The 18,121-nt window shown below is 36.2% G+C and carries 18 protein-coding genes; 13 read left to right on the plus strand and 5 right to left on the minus strand.

Translation table 11 applies throughout. The annotated features are described in order from the left end of the window. Positions 1-6: 6 nt before the first annotated feature. The 6 genes from ACK4M9_RS13325 (at position 7) to moaD (ending at position 3,848) form a co-directional block, all read left to right on the plus strand. On the plus strand, positions 7-615 hold the full coding sequence (locus tag ACK4M9_RS13325) for an SCO family protein (protein ID WP_409851338.1): 609 nt from the start codon (positions 7-9) through the stop codon (positions 613-615). Positions 616-627: 12 nt separating this feature from the next. Beyond that, on the plus strand, positions 628-1,077 hold the full coding sequence (locus ACK4M9_RS13330; protein ID WP_409851341.1) for a FixH family protein: 450 nt from the start codon (positions 628-630) through the stop codon (positions 1,075-1,077). Positions 1,078-1,347: 270 nt separating this feature from the next. Continuing rightward, positions 1,348-2,616 (plus strand): molybdopterin molybdotransferase MoeA, encoded by a 1,269-nt coding sequence (locus ACK4M9_RS13335; protein ID WP_409851344.1) that lies wholly within the window; start codon positions 1,348-1,350, stop codon positions 2,614-2,616. Between the two features lie 11 nt (positions 2,617-2,627). Further along, positions 2,628-3,155, plus strand: coding sequence for a molybdopterin-guanine dinucleotide biosynthesis protein B (gene mobB, locus ACK4M9_RS13340; RefSeq protein ID WP_409851347.1), 528 nt, complete (start codon positions 2,628-2,630; stop codon positions 3,153-3,155). After that, positions 3,148-3,615, plus strand: coding sequence for a molybdenum cofactor biosynthesis protein MoaE (locus ACK4M9_RS13345; RefSeq protein WP_409851349.1), 468 nt, complete (start codon positions 3,148-3,150; stop codon positions 3,613-3,615). The genes mobB and ACK4M9_RS13345 overlap by 8 nt, the downstream gene beginning before the upstream one ends. Then, positions 3,615-3,848, plus strand: coding sequence for a molybdopterin converting factor subunit 1 (gene moaD, locus ACK4M9_RS13350; protein WP_409851351.1), 234 nt, complete (start codon positions 3,615-3,617; stop codon positions 3,846-3,848). Before ACK4M9_RS13345 ends, moaD begins: the two co-directional genes overlap by 1 nt. A 192-nt stretch (positions 3,849-4,040) precedes the next feature. Here moaD and ACK4M9_RS13355 read toward each other — a convergent pair whose 3' ends face one another. From ACK4M9_RS13355 to ACK4M9_RS13370, 4 genes are all read right to left on the minus strand, one after another. Continuing rightward, the gene (locus ACK4M9_RS13355) at positions 4,041-4,259 is read right to left on the minus strand and encodes an aspartyl-phosphate phosphatase Spo0E family protein (protein ID WP_409851354.1); all 219 of its coding nucleotides are present in this window, start codon (positions 4,257-4,259) and stop codon (positions 4,041-4,043) included. A 188-nt stretch (positions 4,260-4,447) separates the two neighbouring features. After that, the gene (locus tag ACK4M9_RS13360) at positions 4,448-4,753 is read right to left on the minus strand and encodes a metal-sulfur cluster assembly factor (protein ID WP_409851356.1); all 306 of its coding nucleotides are present in this window, start codon (positions 4,751-4,753) and stop codon (positions 4,448-4,450) included. Positions 4,754-4,813: 60 nt separating this feature from the next. Next, positions 4,814-6,097 (minus strand): hypothetical protein, encoded by a 1,284-nt coding sequence (locus tag ACK4M9_RS13365; protein WP_409851359.1) that lies wholly within the window; start codon positions 6,095-6,097, stop codon positions 4,814-4,816. Between the two features lie 4 nt (positions 6,098-6,101). After that, entirely contained in the window at positions 6,102-6,641 is a 540-nt protein-coding gene (locus tag ACK4M9_RS13370; protein WP_409851362.1) for a DUF2249 domain-containing protein, read from the minus strand. A 299-nt stretch (positions 6,642-6,940) separates the two neighbouring features. Here ACK4M9_RS13370 and argC point away from each other — a divergent pair, with 299 nt between their 5' ends. From argC to argF, 7 genes are all read left to right on the plus strand, one after another. After that, positions 6,941-7,978, plus strand: a complete 1,038-nt coding sequence (argC, locus tag ACK4M9_RS13375; protein ID WP_409851364.1) for an N-acetyl-gamma-glutamyl-phosphate reductase — start codon at positions 6,941-6,943, stop codon at positions 7,976-7,978. A gap of 92 nt (positions 7,979-8,070) precedes the next feature. Further along, positions 8,071-9,309 carry a bifunctional ornithine acetyltransferase/N-acetylglutamate synthase gene (argJ, locus tag ACK4M9_RS13380; protein WP_409851367.1) on the plus strand — a complete coding sequence of 413 codons (1,239 nt, stop codon included), beginning with the start codon at positions 8,071-8,073 and terminating at the stop codon, positions 9,307-9,309. Between the two features lie 17 nt (positions 9,310-9,326). Beyond that, positions 9,327-10,115, plus strand: coding sequence for an acetylglutamate kinase (gene argB, locus ACK4M9_RS13385; RefSeq protein ID WP_409851370.1), 789 nt, complete (start codon positions 9,327-9,329; stop codon positions 10,113-10,115). Between the two features lie 69 nt (positions 10,116-10,184). Then, positions 10,185-11,339, plus strand: a complete 1,155-nt coding sequence (argD, locus tag ACK4M9_RS13390) for an acetylornithine transaminase (RefSeq protein WP_409851372.1) — start codon at positions 10,185-10,187, stop codon at positions 11,337-11,339. A gap of 182 nt (positions 11,340-11,521) precedes the next feature. After that, positions 11,522-12,601, plus strand: a complete 1,080-nt coding sequence (locus ACK4M9_RS13395; protein WP_409851374.1) for a carbamoyl phosphate synthase small subunit — start codon at positions 11,522-11,524, stop codon at positions 12,599-12,601. After that, positions 12,594-15,770 carry a carbamoyl-phosphate synthase (glutamine-hydrolyzing) large subunit gene (carB, locus tag ACK4M9_RS13400; protein ID WP_409851377.1) on the plus strand — a complete coding sequence of 1,059 codons (3,177 nt, stop codon included), beginning with the start codon at positions 12,594-12,596 and terminating at the stop codon, positions 15,768-15,770. Before ACK4M9_RS13395 ends, carB begins: the two co-directional genes overlap by 8 nt. 26 nt (positions 15,771-15,796) lie before the next feature. Further along, positions 15,797-16,759, plus strand: a complete 963-nt coding sequence (argF, locus tag ACK4M9_RS13405) for an ornithine carbamoyltransferase (RefSeq protein WP_409851470.1) — start codon at positions 15,797-15,799, stop codon at positions 16,757-16,759. Between the two features lie 414 nt (positions 16,760-17,173). Here the strand turns inward: argF and ACK4M9_RS13410 are convergent, their stop codons facing one another. After that, complete coding sequence (locus ACK4M9_RS13410) at positions 17,174-17,860, minus strand: Crp/Fnr family transcriptional regulator (RefSeq protein ID WP_409851379.1); 687 nt, start codon at positions 17,858-17,860, stop codon at positions 17,174-17,176. Positions 17,861-18,121 lie beyond the last annotated feature (261 nt).

Here is an 18,121-nt window from a genome sequence, read left to right on the forward strand (position 1 = left end):
GATAAAATGAAATTTATTAAATTAGCATTATTATTAGGATTAGTTTTAGCGTTAGCTGGCTGCGGCTTCTTATATGGCTCACCAGAACCGAAACCTAAAGCTGCGGTCGATCTAACAGAAGCAGATTGGTATGTTTCGGATTTTGAGTATGTAAATCAATTTGGTGACCCTTTTGGATCAAACGATTTAAAAGGGCAGTATTGGATTGCAAACATGATATTTGCGAGATGTCCTACTGTTTGTCAAACGATGACGCCAAACATGGTTACATTGCAAGAAGAGGCGAACAAGGCTGGAATTGATGTTCAGTTTGTTTCGTTTACAGTAGATCCAGATTTTGATGATCCACATGGAATGAAGAAATATGGAGAAGCTTATGGGGCTGATTTTTCAAACTATCACTTTTTAACTGGGTACAGTCTTGAAGAAATCACTGAGTTTGCCAAAGCATCGTTTAAATCATTAATTCAAGAAATCCCTGATTCAAGAGATATTATGCACAGTGTTAATTTCTTTTTAGTAGATGGAGATGGTAAGGTTATTAGAATATATAATGGAAACACTGACTTTGATGCGAAGTCTATTACAAAAGATTTGAAGTCCATTGTACGTTAGGAGAATTTTGTTATGAAAAAAACCGTTTTAATAAGCATTATCCTTGTTCTTTTACTTGGAGCTTGTGGGCATGAAGATCATAAGAATACAGAAGAAGTAAACTTTCTCGATCCAATTGAAGTTGAATTAACATCAACTGATCTAGTTGTTAATGAAGAAATTCATACTCAAGCACTGATTACTCAAAATAATGATCAAGTCTCTGATGCGAGTGAAGTTATTTTTGAAATTTGGCAACATGGAAAGCCTGATACGTACCGTTCAGTAGAAGCTGTAAATGCGGGTGATGGCATTTATGAAGTCACTTGGGTGGCTAATGAAGAAGGTGTGTATTATATCTTTTATCATGTTACAGCTAGAGGAATGCATAGAATGGAGAAACACCAGTTTGTTATTGGTGATGTAGATGTTGAAAAAATCTTAGCAACACCCGATGAAAGACCAAAAAAGCATATGCATTAACAATTTAAGAGTACGTATTGCTGCTAAAAGTTAAACAATAGAGGGTGCCCCATAAGTGATAGCTCACCTTGTCAAGGAACGAAATCATGTATTGTTTTTAAATGAAACTCTACATTTCGTGTCTGAGGTGACTGTTACTTGAGGATGGGTCCTCTTTTTTATTTTTTGTGACAAATAGATGGTTTTAATTTGATTTTGTGAGAAAGGTCATAGTTACTTTGCATTTTATTTGATAAAATGGTAAAAGAATTGTGAAAGGTGTGACATCAAATGTATTTAGACCGTAAACCAATTAAAGTGCATGAAGCTGTTGAGGCGGTGTTACGATTTGCTAAAGCTGGAGAAATAGAGTATGTACCGATTAATGAAAGTGACTATCGTATATTAAAAGCCCCAATAAAAGCGGACCATGATATTCCTCCCTTTGACCGTTCACCTTTAGATGGGTTTGCTGTTCGTGCGGAAGATACAATAACTGCGTCTCAGTCTAACCCAATAGAGTTAGAGGTAATTGAAACAGTTGGTGCTGGAGGGTTAGCAACACTTATTCCAGGTAAAGGACAAGTAATTCGCATTATGACTGGCGCGAAAATGCCAGAAGGAACGGATGCCATTGTCATGTTTGAATTAACAAATGAATTCCAAAGAGAAGGTAAAACGTTTATATCAATTAAGCGGGCTTTTAAGCCAGGGGATAATATATCATTCCGAGCTGAAGAAACTCGAAACGGAGATGTCCTCGTTGAAGCTGGGCGCCAGGTAGAACCTGGTGTGAAAGCGCTTTTAGCTACTTTTGGGTATAGCAAAGTCCCAGTTGCCAGAAAACCAATCATTGGAGTGTATGCTACAGGAACAGAACTGCTTGATGTTGATGAAGCACTTGAACCTGGGAAAATCCGTAACAGTAACTCATATATGATTAATTCGCAAATAATAAAGGCTGGAGCAATTCCGAAGTACTATGGTAAGTTAGTTGATGATTTCGAGCGTTGCTACGAAGCGGTCGCAAACGCTCTCGGTGAAGTCGATGTTCTAATAACTACTGGTGGTGTATCTGTAGGAGATTTCGATTATTTACCCGCGATTTATGACAAACTTGGGGCAAACGTATTGTTTAATAAGATTGGGATGCGACCAGGAAGTGTAACAACAGTTGCTGAATATAATGGGAAGCTATTATTTGGTCTGTCCGGAAATCCTTCCGCATGTTACGTTGGTTTTGAATTGTTAGCGCGCCCTTGGATCCAACACTATTTAGGGTCTAAAAAACCGCATTTACAACTTGTGCAAGGAATCTTAAAAGCAGACTTTCCAAAACCCAATCCGTTTGTTCGTTTTATTAGAAGTAAAATGACGATTGAACAAGGGAAAGTATACGCTGAACCTGTCGGATTAGATAAATCGGGAGTAGTCACATCGCTAGCTAATTCAGATGCATTGGTTGTTTTGCCAGGAGGAACTCGAGGGTTTAAAAAAGGTGATGAAGTTGAAATTCTACTTCTGAATGGTGAAGGAAGTTCCGAAATTTTAAAGAAATAGAGGCTAATGATATGACCAAAGAAATCATTCAAGTGGCAGGCTTTAGTAATAGTGGTAAGACAACGTTAGTTGAGAAGCTTGTTGCTGCTGCTAGTGAAGAAGCCGTTCGTGTCGGAACGATCAAACATCATGGTCATGGTGGTGAACTTACTTCTTTAGATGAAGGAAAAGATTCATGGAAGCATCGCCAAGCTGGAGCTATCGTTTCCGCTGCGGTTAGTAAGGGAACATTACAACTGAATGTTGCCAAAGACAATCTATGGGAGCCAGATGAACTACTCGCTCTTTATGAAAACTTCCCTATTGATGTTGTAATTATTGAAGGCTTTAAAGCAACACCATTTCCAAAGGTTGTTATTTTAAGGGATTTTTCAGATTTGGCTTTATTAAAAACACTTGATAATATTTTTTGTGTAATAAGTTGGTTCCAAATTTCGCCCAAAGAAGTAGATGATGACATTTGCTATTTTCAATTGGACGATGAGGCTAACTATATAGATTTTCTACTAAAGAAGCTGAAAGGACAGGACTATGAGTGATAAATTATTTTTAATTACCGATGAAGTCATTTCTATTCAAGAAGTTGTAGATAAAGTAGTACACCCAAATGCCGGAGCAATTAATACCTTTGTTGGGACTGTACGTGAACTAACAAAGGGGAAGAAAACAATTTACTTAAAGTATGATGCATATGCAAGCATGGCAGAAAAGAAACTTGCACAAATTGGTGTTGAAATTCAAGAGCGTTGGCCTGATGCATTAGTAGCAATTACACATAGAATTGGACGGTTAGATATTACAGACATAGCAGTTGTTATCGCTGTTTCGACTCCCCATCGAGCAGATTCATACGACGCTAGTCGGTATGCAATTGAAAGAATTAAAGAAATTGTTCCAATTTGGAAAAAAGAGCATTGGGAAGATGGCGAAGAGTGGATAGGCGATCAATTAGAAAAAACGTCTTACCCAACCGGAAAGCCTGAGGAGGAGCATTTATAATGATTAAATTATTATTTTTTGCTGAATTAGAAGAAATTGTCGGAGCCAGAGAACTAACAATTGATAGCGCAGAGATGACAGTATCTGAAGTGAAACGATACTTAAAACAACGATTTCCAACGTTACCAATCGACAGAGCCATGATGGCTGTAAACGAAGAGTATGTCAAAGAAACCGACGTTGTGAAAGCTAATGACATTGTGGCCTTTATCCCGCCAGTTAGTGGTGGCTGAGAAAATTACAAGTGCACCAAGGTAACGAGTTCTAAGTAAGGCTTTGAAGTAGTTACCTAATAATATATGGATATTGAGGCTGTCCAAATAGCAACGTCACTTGTCTACTAGAAAGAGATTGTGTATAAAACATATACTCTTATATATAGTATTACAGGGAGGTGTGCTAAACTTATGTGACAGCCTCATTGATTACCTTGTTTGCTTATGCAATAGCTTTTCATATTCTACAAGCAATGCGTTTAAGGTTTGAGAGGCTTCCAATACTTCGGGGTGTAAAAAATTAAGTTGTTTTTCAGTTGCAATCTTAACCATTTCTCTACGTAGGTTTTCAATTTTTTTCCATAACTCTTGTTCTTTTGTCAGAGTTTGTTTGATCTCAGTCATTAGCAACAACAATCCTTTTTTCAATAGGTTGCTCAACCACCTAAAAAAAATAACATGGTTTATCAAAGTAATGAAAAGTTTTTAGCTAAATGTAAGCTTATTCGTAATCTGTAAACAATAAAACAAAAAAAGGATGCAATTCTATTTTTGCATCCTTTTTTTATATAGATCTCTAACTAATACGATTTAGCTTAATCCGACATTTTTTCAGTTTAAGCAAACATATCCCTAATTTTCGGACTCATTTTCTCAGGTGTCCACTCAGGCTCCCACACTAAGTCAACCTCTACTTTTGTGACGTTCGGTAAACATTGAACAGCAGATTTAACCCCATTTGTTAACGTATCGTGTAGCGGGCATCCTGGTGTTGTTAACGTCATTTTAATACAAACACTATTGTCTTCTTCTACTAGAACGTCGTAGATTAAGCCAAGATTAACAACGTCAACCCCAAGTTCAGGGTCTAATACTTTTTCTAGTGCTTTATAAACCTCTTCGTTTGTTAATGTAAATTCCATTATTGTCACTCCTCATTTTTAAAATATATATCAGTTGTTAAAGAGTTGTACTTTTCACTCTTATGAATAAGTAAACACTGCTAGGATGTGGATAAAATAATAGGTGATAAAGATTCCAAGACATATTTGTGCTATAAATGTTAGTAATGCCATTTGTAAGAGTATACCAATTGCTAATAAAGTGATTGAAAGACAAACAAATAAGAGTCTGTAAAAAACTTTATTCTCATCTATCATATTTTGTAACGAAGGAACTTCCTCTTTCCCGACTCGATCCCCAAAGCAAAAAGTCCACCAAAGGAAAGGAACAATTTTCGATAAATACCCTAATATCGTCACACCTACCCAACCAAATAAATAAATCACACTTACTGCTGTTAAAAAGTGCAATGATTGAAACAGCTTTGGCTCTAGCACTAATGCCACTATTGATAAAACGATGACTAGTAAAAACCCGTCAACTGCGTAAACGGTTAATGTTATACCTTTTCCAGGATTTCGTTTAAACCTTTTTTGTTGGATTTGATAAATGTGATAGCGGTATAAGCCAAGAGCTATCAAAAAGATAACGAGCCCAATAATTGTAAGAAAGAACCCTACTTGTAGGAAGAAATTGAGTGAGATTAGAATTAGACTGAGATGGAACACGAGTAAGATCCATTTTTGTAATTTAATAGATTGCCCATGAGCTAAATAAAACATTGGTAGCATTTTAAAGCTATAGCCGACAATTAAAAACAAAAACCAGCCGATAAACCCATACCATATATGTGCTGCTAAAATAGCAGAGTGTAGCGTTGGGAAAATACGAAATGAAAAGTTAAGACCCATAAGTAATCCTGTAATCACTGTAAGGAATAAATATATAAACGAACTAACTGTGGCAAATAAAATGCTATTGAATGCTTTTGTCTTAGTTATTGTTAAAAATATATTTACAATAAAAATAAGGACTCCAGCGACTGCAATGATTGAAGAACCGATTAATACATTTTTATTGAATTGAAAAAACCCGATTAACAGACCAATAGAACCTGTGGTAAATAAAAAATAGTGAATAATCCCTAAACGAATACTGTACAGTTTTTCATTGATAACAACTGGTACAAGTTGATAAACGGCCCCCATTGCTAGCATTGTAGCAAACCCTAGTATAAACAAGTGCATCGCACCAATTCCTAGAGTCGATCGGATATTAGCCCCAGAAAAAAGCGAACCACCAACGATTAGGATAATAGAGAAAATAAACAATGATAGGAATGCTGTAATCATAAACGAAAGTGGTAAATAGAAGTTGGCTCTCGTTTGATCCTTTGCTATGAGATTACCTGTAGTTATAGTCATGACTTTAATCTTCTATCTTAACTATTGTGACTTCGACAGAACCATCTTCCATCTCTTTAGGTGTATAATCGTAACCTAGTTGATTTAATTCCTCTATTAGAAAGGCCGGAAGTCGGTCGTTACGAATAGTAAGCTTTTCACCATTACACATTGAGTTTAATCTTGCTAATGTACGCATCATTGGTTGCGGAGGTTCTAAACCGCGATTATCAAGGTAATATAAATTCTGATCGTTTATTTCTAGCTCGTCTTGTTGTGGACAAGGAGGTCGTATAGCAGTCTCTTCAGTCTTTTTCCAAAATAATAAACTTCGTTTTTTCTTTTTAAAGGTTGTAATGAAATGATCATTTCCCTTTTTTTCAACTTCACTTGCATAGCCTTTTGTTTTCATAATCGTCATTAATGGGGTAGGTTTTATTGTACTGTGTAAGACAAATACGTCACCTTTCTCTAATTTTTTGACAGCGCTCATTATTTTTTGAAAAGGTTCAAGTTTATTTTTTAAATCTTCTCGTACATCTAATTCAACAATTCTTTCTGGCATTGCTTCCATCTCCTTCTTTGTTATTCTTCCTTCATTATAAATTTTCATTTACTAATACGCAGTGATAGTTGTCACAAATGATAATCATTATCATTTTATTTAATTTGCATAAAAATTAATTTTCTAATTTTAAGATTGAAAATATTATAGCGAGATATTAAGGTTTTATATAAACGAAGTTAAAATTTAAATTTTCAAATAAAATATAAAAATACAGTTGATTTTATTTTTATTCACACATATAATTAAAAACAACATAAAACTGATATAGGGAAAACATTTGAAGGTGAGGGGAAAGTATGAAGGTAGCGATAATTGGAGCTACGGGTTACGGCGGAGTAGAGTTAGTTCGAATTCTCCACCAACATAAGTTTATTAATAAATATTCACTGCACTCCTCTTCACAAGCTGGAGTTCAAATAACTGAAAGTTACCCTCATTTAAGTAATATTTCAAAACAAAAATTAGAAACTATAGAAATTGAGAAGATTTCAAAGGAAGCAGAGATTGTGTTCATGGCAACACCATCAGGTATTTCTAGTCAACTAACTCCAGCCTTTATTGAAAATGGAGTAAAGGTTATTGATTTATCTGGCGACTTTCGCTTTAGTGACCCGGTGATGTATGAAACATGGTACAAGAAAACAACTGCACCAAGGGAACTATTAGAAAAAGCCGTTTATGGACTAACAGAACTAAATCGGAAAAAAATTAAGACTGCTAGTTTAATTGCCAACCCTGGTTGCTATCCTACAGCAACAATCCTCGGGTTATATCCCTTATTAAAAAACTTAGCAATAGATTTGGATTCGATTATCGTTGATGCTAAGTCAGGTGTTTCAGGAGCTGGGAGGAAAGCAAGTCTTCAAACAAATTATTGCGAGATAAATGAAAATTTTCGTATCTATAAAGTAAATGAGCATCAGCATATTCCGGAAATTGAGCAGGCCCTTAAAGTGGCGAACAGCAATTTAGGACCAATTAAGTTTAATTCTCATCTTGTACCAATGACAAGAGGAATTATGGCTACGATTTATTGTAAACCGCTTAATTCCATTTCAGAAACAGCGCTAAGAGAATTGTATGTCCATCAATATGAAAATGACCCTTTTGTGCGTATCAGGCGTATTGGGGAATATCCAGCAACAAAGGAAGTGTACGGTTCAAACTATTGTGATATTGGGATCACTTTTGATGAACGTACTGGCTGGATTACGATTGTATCAGTTATCGATAATTTGATGAAAGGTGCTGCTGGTCAGGCAGTTCAAAATTTAAATGTCATGTTAGGAATTGATGAGAAGACAGCTCTGTTAGGGCCTCCAGTTTTTCCATAATAGGCGTAGGCGTCTTGAATAGGTAGAAGAAAAAAATAGCAAGCGAAATGATCTGTTAGATCACAAGTGTAATTATTAATGAGGTGAAGAAAGTGGAAACAACGATGAAAAGTTTTTCAGTTAGCCCCGTTGAGGCGGGTAGTATAATTACTCCAAAAGGATTTTCTGCAGCAGGAATACACACAGGTGTAAAGCGTTACCGCTTAGACTTAGGAGTCATCTACTGTGAAGTACCAGCAAGTAGTGCAGCTGTTTATACGTTAAATAAAGTGCAAGCAGCACCAATAAAAGTTACGAAAGATAGTATTGCAAAAGCAGGAAAGCTCCAAGCTGTTATTGTTAATAGCGGAAATGCCAATGCTTGTACTGGGAAAAAAGGTGTTGAAGATGCCTATAAAATGCGAAAAACAACTGCTGAAGTATTTAACATTCCAGAGCATTTTGTCGCTGTTTCATCAACGGGAGTTATTGGTGAGTTTCTTCAAATCGAGAAAATTGTCAATGGCATAAAAAAAATTAAAGCATTAACGCAAGTGAAATTCGACGCTGCTGAGCGTTTTAATGAAGCGATTTTAACGACAGACACAATAAATAAAAGAGCTTGCTTTCAAACAACAATTGATGGCAAAACAATTACGTTTGGAGGGGCTGCCAAAGGTTCTGGGATGATTCATCCTAATATGGCTACAATGCTTGCCTTCCTGACTACAGATGCAAATATCGAACCTGAATCGCTTCAAAAAGCATTAAATCAAGTGATTGACGTAACCTTTAATCGAATTACCGTTGACGGTGATACATCAACGAATGACACAGTAATTGTGATGGCAAGTGGCCTAGCAAATAATGATTCGTTAACTGAATCTCACCCTGAGTGGGAACGTTTTATATATGCTTTAAAAATGACATGTGAACATCTAGCAAAGAAAATTGCCCGTGATGGTGAAGGGGCGACAAAATTGATTGAGGTACAAGTAAAAGGCGCACCTAATAACGAGGAAGCGGGTAAAGTAGCAAAAGCAATTGTTGGCTCGTCACTAGTGAAATCAGCAATTTTCGGTACAGATGCTAACTGGGGAAGAATTATTTGTGCAACTGGATATAGTGGAGCAAATATTGACCCAGAGACGATTGACATATCAATTGGAAACATACAAACCTTGAAAGATGGCATGCCAATTCCTTTTTCGGAAGAAGAAGCTACTAACTATTTGGCAACAGAAAATATTACGATATATGTTGATTTACACATAGGTGATGGCTTTGGGAAAGCATGGGGCTGTGATTTAACCTATGATTATGTAAGGATAAATGCAGGGTATCGAACGTAACTAGGAGGTAAGAACTGATGAAAGAAATTATTGTTGTTAAGTGTGGTGGCAGCACATTAAATGAGCTATCAGGTCAGTTTTTTTCTAGTATGAAGCTTTTAAAGGAGAATAATATAACACCAATTGTAGTTCACGGCGGTGGTCCTGAAATAGATAGGATGTTAAATAAATTAGAAGTTTCATGTGAATTTGTGAATGGCCTAAGAAAAACGACAGTAGAAGTGTTGGAAGTCGCCGAAATGGTGTTAACAGGTAAGGTTAATAAGCTCCTCGTTACGAAACTTCAAAATGCTGGACTTAGTACGATTGGTATTTCAGGATGCGACGGTGGCTTACTGCTAGCATCAGCTATTGATCAAGACCAGCTTGGCTTTGTAGGGGAAGTAAAAAGTGTAAATAGTGAATTGCTGTTGCAACTATTGGCGATCGATGTTGTGCCAGTTATTGCTCCAATTGGTATGGATGAAGCTGGTAATCACTTAAACATAAATGCTGATACAGCAGCAGCAGCTGTTGCTGCAAGTATTCATGCTAAGAAAATGATTTTTGTGACTGATGTTGATGGAATATTAAAAAATAATCAGTTGCAAAAAGTTTTATCAGTATCAGAAATAGATGAGATGATTAGTGAAGGTACAATTTACGGTGGCATGATTCCGAAAGTAAAAGCCGCAACCAAATGTCTTAAAGGTAATATTGAGGAAGTATATATTATTAATGGCAAAAGCGAATCTCTAATGGTAGGTGGAGAAATCGTTGGCACTAAAATTGTTGCATCAAAGGAACCGGTTTTTAGTTTAGATTAAATAATAAAAAACGGAGGAACTCTCCTTTTTCCGTCAATACATTTATTTTTATAAGGAGTAGGTGTTTTTATGAGTAGTTTATTTCCTACGTATAATAAATGGCCAATTACAGTGCAAGAAGCCAAAGGTACTACGCTCATTGATAATAATGGAAAGCGCTATTTAGATTTTGTTGCAGGTATTGCTGTGTGTAATTTAGGTCACTGTCACCCCGATGTTAATGAGGCAATCAAAAATCAATTAGATAAAGTTGTACACGTCTCCAATTTGTTCAATATTGAAGGTCAAGAGAAAGTGGCAAATAAGTTAGTGGCGCACTCTAGCGGTGATGCGGTGTTTTTTTGTAATAGTGGTACAGAAGCAAATGAAGCTGCTATTAAATTGATTAGAAAAGCTACTGGTAAACTGAAAATTATTACTTTCTTCCAATCTTTTCATGGCAGAACAATGGGGAGCCTTTCAGCTACTGGGCAAGATAAAGTCCATCAAGGTTTTGCACCTTTATTAGAAGGTTTCGTATATGTTCCTTATAACGACTGTGATGCTTTAAAATCAGTGATCGATGGTGATGTGGCAGCAATCTTTCTTGAAGTAATCCAAGGTGAGGGTGGCGTCCATGAGGCAACACGTGAATTTATAGCGACAATTAATGAGTTAAAAGAAAAGCACAATCTACTAGTAGTTGTCGATGAAGTCCAAACCGGAATTGGTCGAACCGGGAAGCCATTTGGTTATCAACATTATGATCTAGATCCCGATATTATTACAATCGCGAAAGGGTTAGGGAATGGCTTTCCTGTTGGAGGACTTATTGGAAAAAAACATTTAATCAATGCGTTTGGACCTGGTAGTCATGGCTCAACGTTTGGCGGAAACCCTTTAGCGATGGCTGCTGCATATGCTACGATTGAAACAATTTTCTGTAGAGAGTTCATAGATGCTGTTGTTGAAAAAGGCGATTACATTTTCTCGAAGTTGCAAGAAACACTACATTCTGCAACAATTGTGAAAGAAGTTCGAGGAAGAGGGTTAATGATTGGCATTGAGTGTCACGAAGAGGTTAGCACGATCATATCATCATTAAGAGAAAATGGCTTACTTGTTTTGAATGCTGGACCGAATGTGATACGGCTTTTACCACCATTAACGGTTTCAGAAGCTGAGATAGATTTGGCAGTTGAGTTAATATCATTGGCACTTACTAAAGTGTCTACCTGTAAATAGTTTCTACAGGAAGGTTCACTTTCTTTGATTAGAAGTTTTGTGTCGGTCATAAATACAATCCGTGTTGGTGAAAGTGAACCTTCATTGGTGTCTGTCACGTTTAAATAATTTTTTTTGAAAACCTATGTATAAAAATTCATAAAATAAAATTATTATTCGTTTTGGTTAGAGGAGGTACGGAATTGAAGGGATATTTAGTATTATCATCAGGGGAAGTTTTTGAAGGAGAATTAATAGGTAGTGAAAAGGAAGTCTATGGTGAAGTTGTGTTTTTTACAGGCATGACTGGCTATGAAGAAGTTATAACTGATCCTTCGTTTAGAGGACAAATGGTGGTTTTTACGTATCCGTTAATTGGGAACTACGGGATAAATCGAAAAGATCAAGAAAGTGAAAAGACACAAGCGTCTGCATTAATTATGCATAGTTGTAGGAAACATGGCTACCATTACGAGGCAACTGAATCTTTAGAGGAATATGCAAATAAAAATCAAATTCCGATCCTAGTTGGCGTAGATACTAGAGCAGTCGTGAAGCGAATACGCCAATTGGGTGACATGGGTGCAATTATCACGACAAACCTGGAGACGATTGATTTTAGTGAAAAACAATTAATCGGAACAAGGAATCTTGTTGAAGAAGTATCAACACCTAAGATTGAGACATTTGGAAAAGGTGACTATCACGTTGTTATGATTGATTTTGGTTACAAAAAATCTATTTTAACATCGTTATTGAATTTAGGGTGTAAAGTAACGGTGGTTCCGTTTAATACTGATGAGAAAACAATTAATGGACTTAAACCAGATGGGATCCTTTTATCAAATGGGCCTGGAAATCCAAAAAGACTTCTTCATTTAACTGAACAAATTAAACGATTAGCAATGACGTATCCAACGATGGGAATATGTTTAGGACATCAGCTATTAGCTCTTGCCTTTGGTGGTGATACAAAAAAACTACGATTTGGGCATCGTGGTGCAAATCAACCAGTGCAAGATACAATTACAAAGAAAATCTATATAACATCACAAAACCATAGCTACGTTGTAACAAACGAGAGCTTAACAAAAACGGGTTTTACTCCACGTTACGTAAATATAAATGACAGATCAATCGAAGGAATGTCACACAATTTATACCCAATTACTTCTGTACAATTTCATCCTGAGGCTCATCCAGGTCCAGCTGATTCAGAAGAAATATTTTTACATTTTCTAACGGACATGAGTAGCAAGAGGAGAGAAAAAGTGTATGCCTAAATGTCAAGACATTAACAAGATACTAGTCATTGGCTCTGGTCCCATTGTCATTGGGCAAGCAGCTGAGTTTGATTACGCAGGGACACAAGCTTGTCTTGCCCTAAAAGAGGAGGGTTGCAAAGTAATTCTCATCAATAATAATCCTGCAACTGTTATGACTGACAACGCATGTGCTGATGTCGTCTATTTTGAACCATTAACGGTAGAAAGTGTTGAAAAGATCATTCAAAAAGAAAAGCCTGATGGTATATTAGCAACTCTAGGAGGTCAAACAGGCTTGAATTTAGCCTTATCTCTCCATAATGAAGGTATTTTAGAAAAGTATAATGTTCCTCTTTTAGGAACTCCAATCGAGTCAATTATGAAAGGAGAGGATCGTGAGGAATTCCGTGCCCTCATGCACCTCCTTGAAGAACCAGTTCCGGATAGTGAAATTGTCGAAACAATTGATGCAGCATTAGAGTTTGCAAATCAAGTTGGCTTTCCGATCATCGTCCGCCCCGCCTATACGTTAGGTGGAGCAGGTGGTGGAATTGTTGACGATGAAGCTTCACTTAAAAAAATTGTAAAAGGTGGACTTAATGCTAGTCCAATCCGACAGTGTTTAATTGAAAAGAGTATTGCCGGTTTTAAGGAAATAGAATATGAGGTAATGAGAGATGGCAATGATACATGCATTACCGTTTGTAACATGGAGAACATTGATCCAGTAGGTATTCATACGGGAGATTCCATCGTAGTAGCTCCTTCTCAAACATTAACAGATGTTGAATATCAGATGCTGCGATCTGTATCTGTTAAGATCATTCGCGCATTAGGGATTGTTGGAGGCTGTAATATTCAATTTGCTCTTGACCCTAATAGTAAACAATATTATTTAATTGAAGTAAATCCGCGTGTTAGTAGATCGAGTGCTCTAGCTTCAAAGGCAACTGGGTATCCAATTGCGCGGATTGCAGCAAAGTTAAGCTTAGGTTATTGCTTGCATGAATTATTAAATCCTGTAACTGGACATACGTACGCAAGTTTTGAGCCGGCTTTAGATTATTGTGTAGTGAAATTCCCACGGTGGCCTTTTGATAAATTTCCTCATGCAAATCGGAAGTTAGGAACGCAAATGAAAGCAACTGGCGAGGTAATGGCAATTGAAAGAAACATAGAATCGGCGTTTCAAAAAGCAGTTCGTTCTTTAGATATCAAAGGTGTTTCTGGTTTAGAAATGGCATCTGTAAAAAAACTCACTCAAGAAAAGTTGTGGTGTAGTGTAAAGGAAGCAGATGATCTTCGTTTTTTTGCGATTTTAGAATTATTACGGCGTGGGGTAACAGTAGAAGAAATATACCTTTCTACAAAAATTAATTATTTCTACTTGGATAGTTGGCAGTTTTTAATTGAGCAGGAACAACATGCAAAACAGCTTTCGTATTCTACTGTAACAAAAGAACTACTTCAACGTTTGAAAGAAAATGGTTTTTCTGATGAATGGTTAGCGAATATTTGGTCTGTTTCTTTAAACGATTTACGAAAGAAACGTGATGAATTTAATATTCACCCTTCATATAAAATGGTTGATACTTGCGCAGGTGAATTCGTTGCAAAGACATCTTACTATTATTCGAGTTGGTCTGGTGAACAGGATGTTGATATCGAATCAACTAAAAAGAAAATAATCATTATCGGCTCAGGCCCAATTCGAATTGGTCAAGGTATTGAATTCGACTATTGTTCAGTCCATGGAGTTTTAGCTCTAAAGGAGCAAAATTATGAGGCGATTTTGATTAATAATAACCCTGAAACAGTCAGTACAGATTATGAAATAGCAGATCGACTTTATTTTGAGCCGATAACGACAGAAGATGTATTGAATATTATTGAACTTGAAAAAGCCGAGGGGGTAATTGTTCAGCTCGGTGGTCAAACAGCAATATCTTTAGTGAAAAACTTAGAGGATGCGGGTGTCCCACTTATAGGAACAAACCATGACACGATCGATAAACTAGAGGATCGAGATCGTTTTTATCATTTTATGAAGGAAGTTAATGTTCCTCATATCCCAGGCGTAACTGCTTATGATGAGGTTGACTTATTAAACAAGGCTGAGAAAATAGGTTTTCCAGTATTAATTCGTCCTTCATACGTCATAGGTGGCCAAGGGATGATGACTTTTGAAACTCGTGAAGAGATGAAGGATTTTCTAAATGGTGAATTAAATGTTACATCTTTTCCGATTTTATTAGATGCGTTCTATCCTGGAATAGAGGTAGAAGTAGATGCTTTAACTGATGGAGAGGATATTGTTGTTCCAGGAATGTTTCAGCATATTGAACGAGCAGGAGTTCATTCCGGAGATAGTTTCTCTGTTATACCGCCAATAAATATTACACAAGTTCATAAACAAACAATCATTGATTATACAAAGCGGATCGCTAGAGGTATCAAATTTAAAGGTGTCTTTAATATTCAGTTTGTCATTTATAATGATTGTATTTATGTTTTAGAAGTTAACCCGAGGGCATCAAGAACGGTGCCGATCTTGAGTAAAGTGACTGGAATGAACATGATCGCCCTTACTATTAAGCTTCTAATGAACGAAAAACTGGCAAGTCTTGTCGATAATCTAGGTTATCAAGTTGAGCCACCGTATTTTACTGTGAAAGCACCGATATTTTCACATACGAAGCTTCCAGATCTAGATCCAAAGCTAGAAGCAGAAATGAAGTCAACTGGAGAATTAATTGCAATCAGTGAAACAGTCGAAGCCGCTTTTCGAAAAGCTTTCATTTGGGGTGAGAGAGATATTCCAGAGCTTTTCAAGAAGAAAGGAAGTATATATTGTGACATCGCGTTAAGTCAGAGAGCAGATTTTCATTCCGTAAAAGGGGAACTAAAGAGGCTGCAGTATGATGTAGTTAGTGACGAGGATATGTCATTTGAACAATGGTTAGAGGGTGTTGACAGTGTTTGTTACCTTTGTGTTGATATGAATGACCGAGTCTCTAAACAAAGAAGAAAAGATGCCTTAAAAAGTCGGTTACCAGTTGTTACGGAACTTTCAACATTCTCTTATATGGTTAGTTGTTTATTAAGCGAAAGTTTCTCTGTAAAGTCCATAAATCAATGGTTAGCAGCTTACGAAAATCATAAAGGTAGTTTAATAAAAACAAATTGAGAAAGGATGTGAAGCTCTTGACTGTTATGTCAATACTAGAGTCAGGAATTAATCTTAAAAAGCACAAAGGTAAACATTTTCTTACGCTACTTGATTATTCTTCAGATGAAATTAAGGAACTGTTAGAATTTTCATTATTATTAAAGAAGTATCAAAAGGAAGGTGTTCCACACCAATTTCTAGCTGGAAAGACTCTCGCAATGATTTTTGAAAAATCTTCGACAAGAACTAGGGTTTCCTTTGAAGTAGGAATGACACAATTGGGGGGAGCTGCGTTATTTCTAAGTTCAAAAGATTCTCAATTAGGTAGAGGAGAGCCTATTTCGGATACCGCCCAAGTTCTTTCTAGGTATGTAGACGGAATAATGATTCGAACACATGGGCACGAAATCATCGAGGAGTTAGCAAGCTTCTCAACAGTTCCTGTTATTAATGCTTTAACAGACGATTTTCATCCTTGTCAAGCAATGGCTGATATTATGACGATATTTGAAGTGAAAGGAACTTTTCAAGGGGTAAAGGCTGTATACATTGGCGATGGGAACAATGTTGCCCACTCATTATTAATAGCTTGTGCGAAAGTTGGTATAGATGTTGCGATTGCTACACCAAAGGGATACGAACCGAAACAATGGATTGTAAATGAAATTGAAACGATTTGTAAAGAAACAGGAGCGAAATTTACTCTAACAAATGATCCTATTGAAGCCGTTCGCAATGCAGATGTCATTTATACAGATGTCTGGACGAGTATGGGTTACGAAGAGGAAACGGCTAAGAGACTTGAAGATTTTAGTCAGTTTCAAGTAAATAAAGATCTGATGACATATGCTAAGGGAGATTACATGTTCCTCCATTGCTTACCAGCTCACCGTGGAGAAGAAGTTTCCGCTGAAGTAATTGATGGGAAAAACTCATTCATCTTTGATCAGGCTGAAAATCGTCTTCATGTTCAAAAAGCAATCCTAGTAGCTTTGATGGGGAATTGAACATTTATTCACAAAAAAGTCACATGAATATATGTCGAAATGTGACGATTGTCACAGAATAACACTCTCAAAATTATTACTATAAATTTAAACAAGTGATGGTTTTTTTAAACAAAGAACGAAAGACAATTTAGTTAATATTCGCCCAAAATATTAAGTGAATTAGTTTTCTGTTTAAAACCTCTCATAACAAAGCAAATAAGTAGAGATAGAAAGTTTGATTTAGTCAAACCAAATGTTCCCAAATAACAACGTTAATAATGAGTAAATGCATGAAATAATTCTTTAATGTTCATTTGACCCCCAATCTATTGAACATAAAAATAACGAACTCGTTCGTTATTTTTTTTTGCAGAAAACCGACATCCAGCGACGACCAATAAAAAGAAACTAAGGCGCTCGCCTAAGTTTCTTTTAGTTTATATATTCATTTAATAATTCCATATTATGAATAACTAAATAACCTTCCTTTTTGGTAACGATTTTTAGTTGTTTTAATTGATTCATAAGGCGTGTTACACTCTCTCTTGTTGCTCCAAAAAAACTCCCTAAGTCCTCGTGGGTAAGCTTTAATTTTATCGTAATACCGTCCCCATCTGTTTCACCATATTCTTCTGCTAGACGTACTAAAGTTGCAGCTAAGGCACCAAATTTTCCATAAAGGGCTACATCTCTTAAAGTTGCTTGAGAAATACGAAGTCTCTCGGATACAAACCGAAACATTGATATAGCGAGTTGAGGGTGATTAAGTAAGAATGTTTCAAGCTCTGCGTTTTTAATATAAGAGACATATCCTCCTTCAATGCAGATTGCTGTTGCTGGATAAGTACTACCTTCTTTAGAAAATAATGCAACTTCAGCAAACATATCACCACTCTGACGAATACTTAAGGCAATTTCCTTTCCATCCGGAGTACTTTTACTAATACGGACTTTCCCTTGATTGATAAAAAAGATCGATTCTGCAGCATCATATTCGTGAAAAAGCACTTCGCCTTTTGTCATTTTTTTTGTCTGAATTATTTCTGAAATTTGAGATTTCTGTTCAACTGGCAAACCAGAAAAAAATGGGATGTTATCAATAAAATTGGTACTAGACATAATTCCAGCCCCTTTTTTTAAAATTGTATCAATCATCACTTTTTTGATCTTAATAATTCAGTATACTAAATAGTAGGAAGCTGTGTCTATTTAGTAAAAATTCCATTATTCTTTACAATATCATAAAAAACGCATCAGGGTAATGAGATTTTTTTAGTTTTTCTAATGGTTAATTTTTTGCCACATTTCAAGAGATTTGTGTCAATATCTTTAAATAATGATTGGTGACGGCCTAATGAAAAGTAAGTGTGATTTGTTTCA

The sequence above is a fragment of the Anaerobacillus sp. genome (genome assembly GCF_046314235.1).
Classification (GTDB): Bacteria; Bacillota; Bacilli; order Bacillales; family Anaerobacillaceae; genus Anaerobacillus.

What these genes read in the sequence shown, in the direction of transcription:
- ACK4M9_RS13325 (WP_409851338.1), top strand. Translation starts at nt 7, where the DNA reads ATGAAATTTATTAAATTAGCATTATTATTAGGATTAGTTTTAGCGTTA.
- ACK4M9_RS13330 (WP_409851341.1), top strand. Translation starts at nt 628, where the DNA reads ATGAAAAAAACCGTTTTAATAAGCATTATCCTTGTTCTTTTACTTGGA.
- ACK4M9_RS13335 (WP_409851344.1), top strand. Translation starts at nt 1,348, where the DNA reads ATGTATTTAGACCGTAAACCAATTAAAGTGCATGAAGCTGTTGAGGCG.
- mobB (WP_409851347.1), top strand. Translation starts at nt 2,628, where the DNA reads ATGACCAAAGAAATCATTCAAGTGGCAGGCTTTAGTAATAGTGGTAAG.
- ACK4M9_RS13345 (WP_409851349.1), top strand. Translation starts at nt 3,148, where the DNA reads ATGAGTGATAAATTATTTTTAATTACCGATGAAGTCATTTCTATTCAA.
- moaD (WP_409851351.1), top strand. Translation starts at nt 3,615, where the DNA reads ATGATTAAATTATTATTTTTTGCTGAATTAGAAGAAATTGTCGGAGCC.
- ACK4M9_RS13360 (WP_409851356.1), bottom strand. Translation starts at nt 4,753, where the DNA reads ATGGAATTTACATTAACAAACGAAGAGGTTTATAAAGCACTAGAAAAA.
- ACK4M9_RS13365 (WP_409851359.1), bottom strand. Translation starts at nt 6,097, where the DNA reads ATGACTATAACTACAGGTAATCTCATAGCAAAGGATCAAACGAGAGCC.
- ACK4M9_RS13370 (WP_409851362.1), bottom strand. Translation starts at nt 6,641, where the DNA reads ATGCCAGAAAGAATTGTTGAATTAGATGTACGAGAAGATTTAAAAAAT.
- argC (WP_409851364.1), top strand. Translation starts at nt 6,941, where the DNA reads ATGAAGGTAGCGATAATTGGAGCTACGGGTTACGGCGGAGTAGAGTTA.
- argB (WP_409851370.1), top strand. Translation starts at nt 9,327, where the DNA reads ATGAAAGAAATTATTGTTGTTAAGTGTGGTGGCAGCACATTAAATGAG.
- argD (WP_409851372.1), top strand. Translation starts at nt 10,185, where the DNA reads ATGAGTAGTTTATTTCCTACGTATAATAAATGGCCAATTACAGTGCAA.
- carB (WP_409851377.1), top strand. Translation starts at nt 12,594, where the DNA reads ATGCCTAAATGTCAAGACATTAACAAGATACTAGTCATTGGCTCTGGT.
- argF (WP_409851470.1), top strand. Translation starts at nt 15,797, where the DNA reads ATGTCAATACTAGAGTCAGGAATTAATCTTAAAAAGCACAAAGGTAAA.
- ACK4M9_RS13410 (WP_409851379.1), bottom strand. Translation starts at nt 17,860, where the DNA reads ATGTCTAGTACCAATTTTATTGATAACATCCCATTTTTTTCTGGTTTG.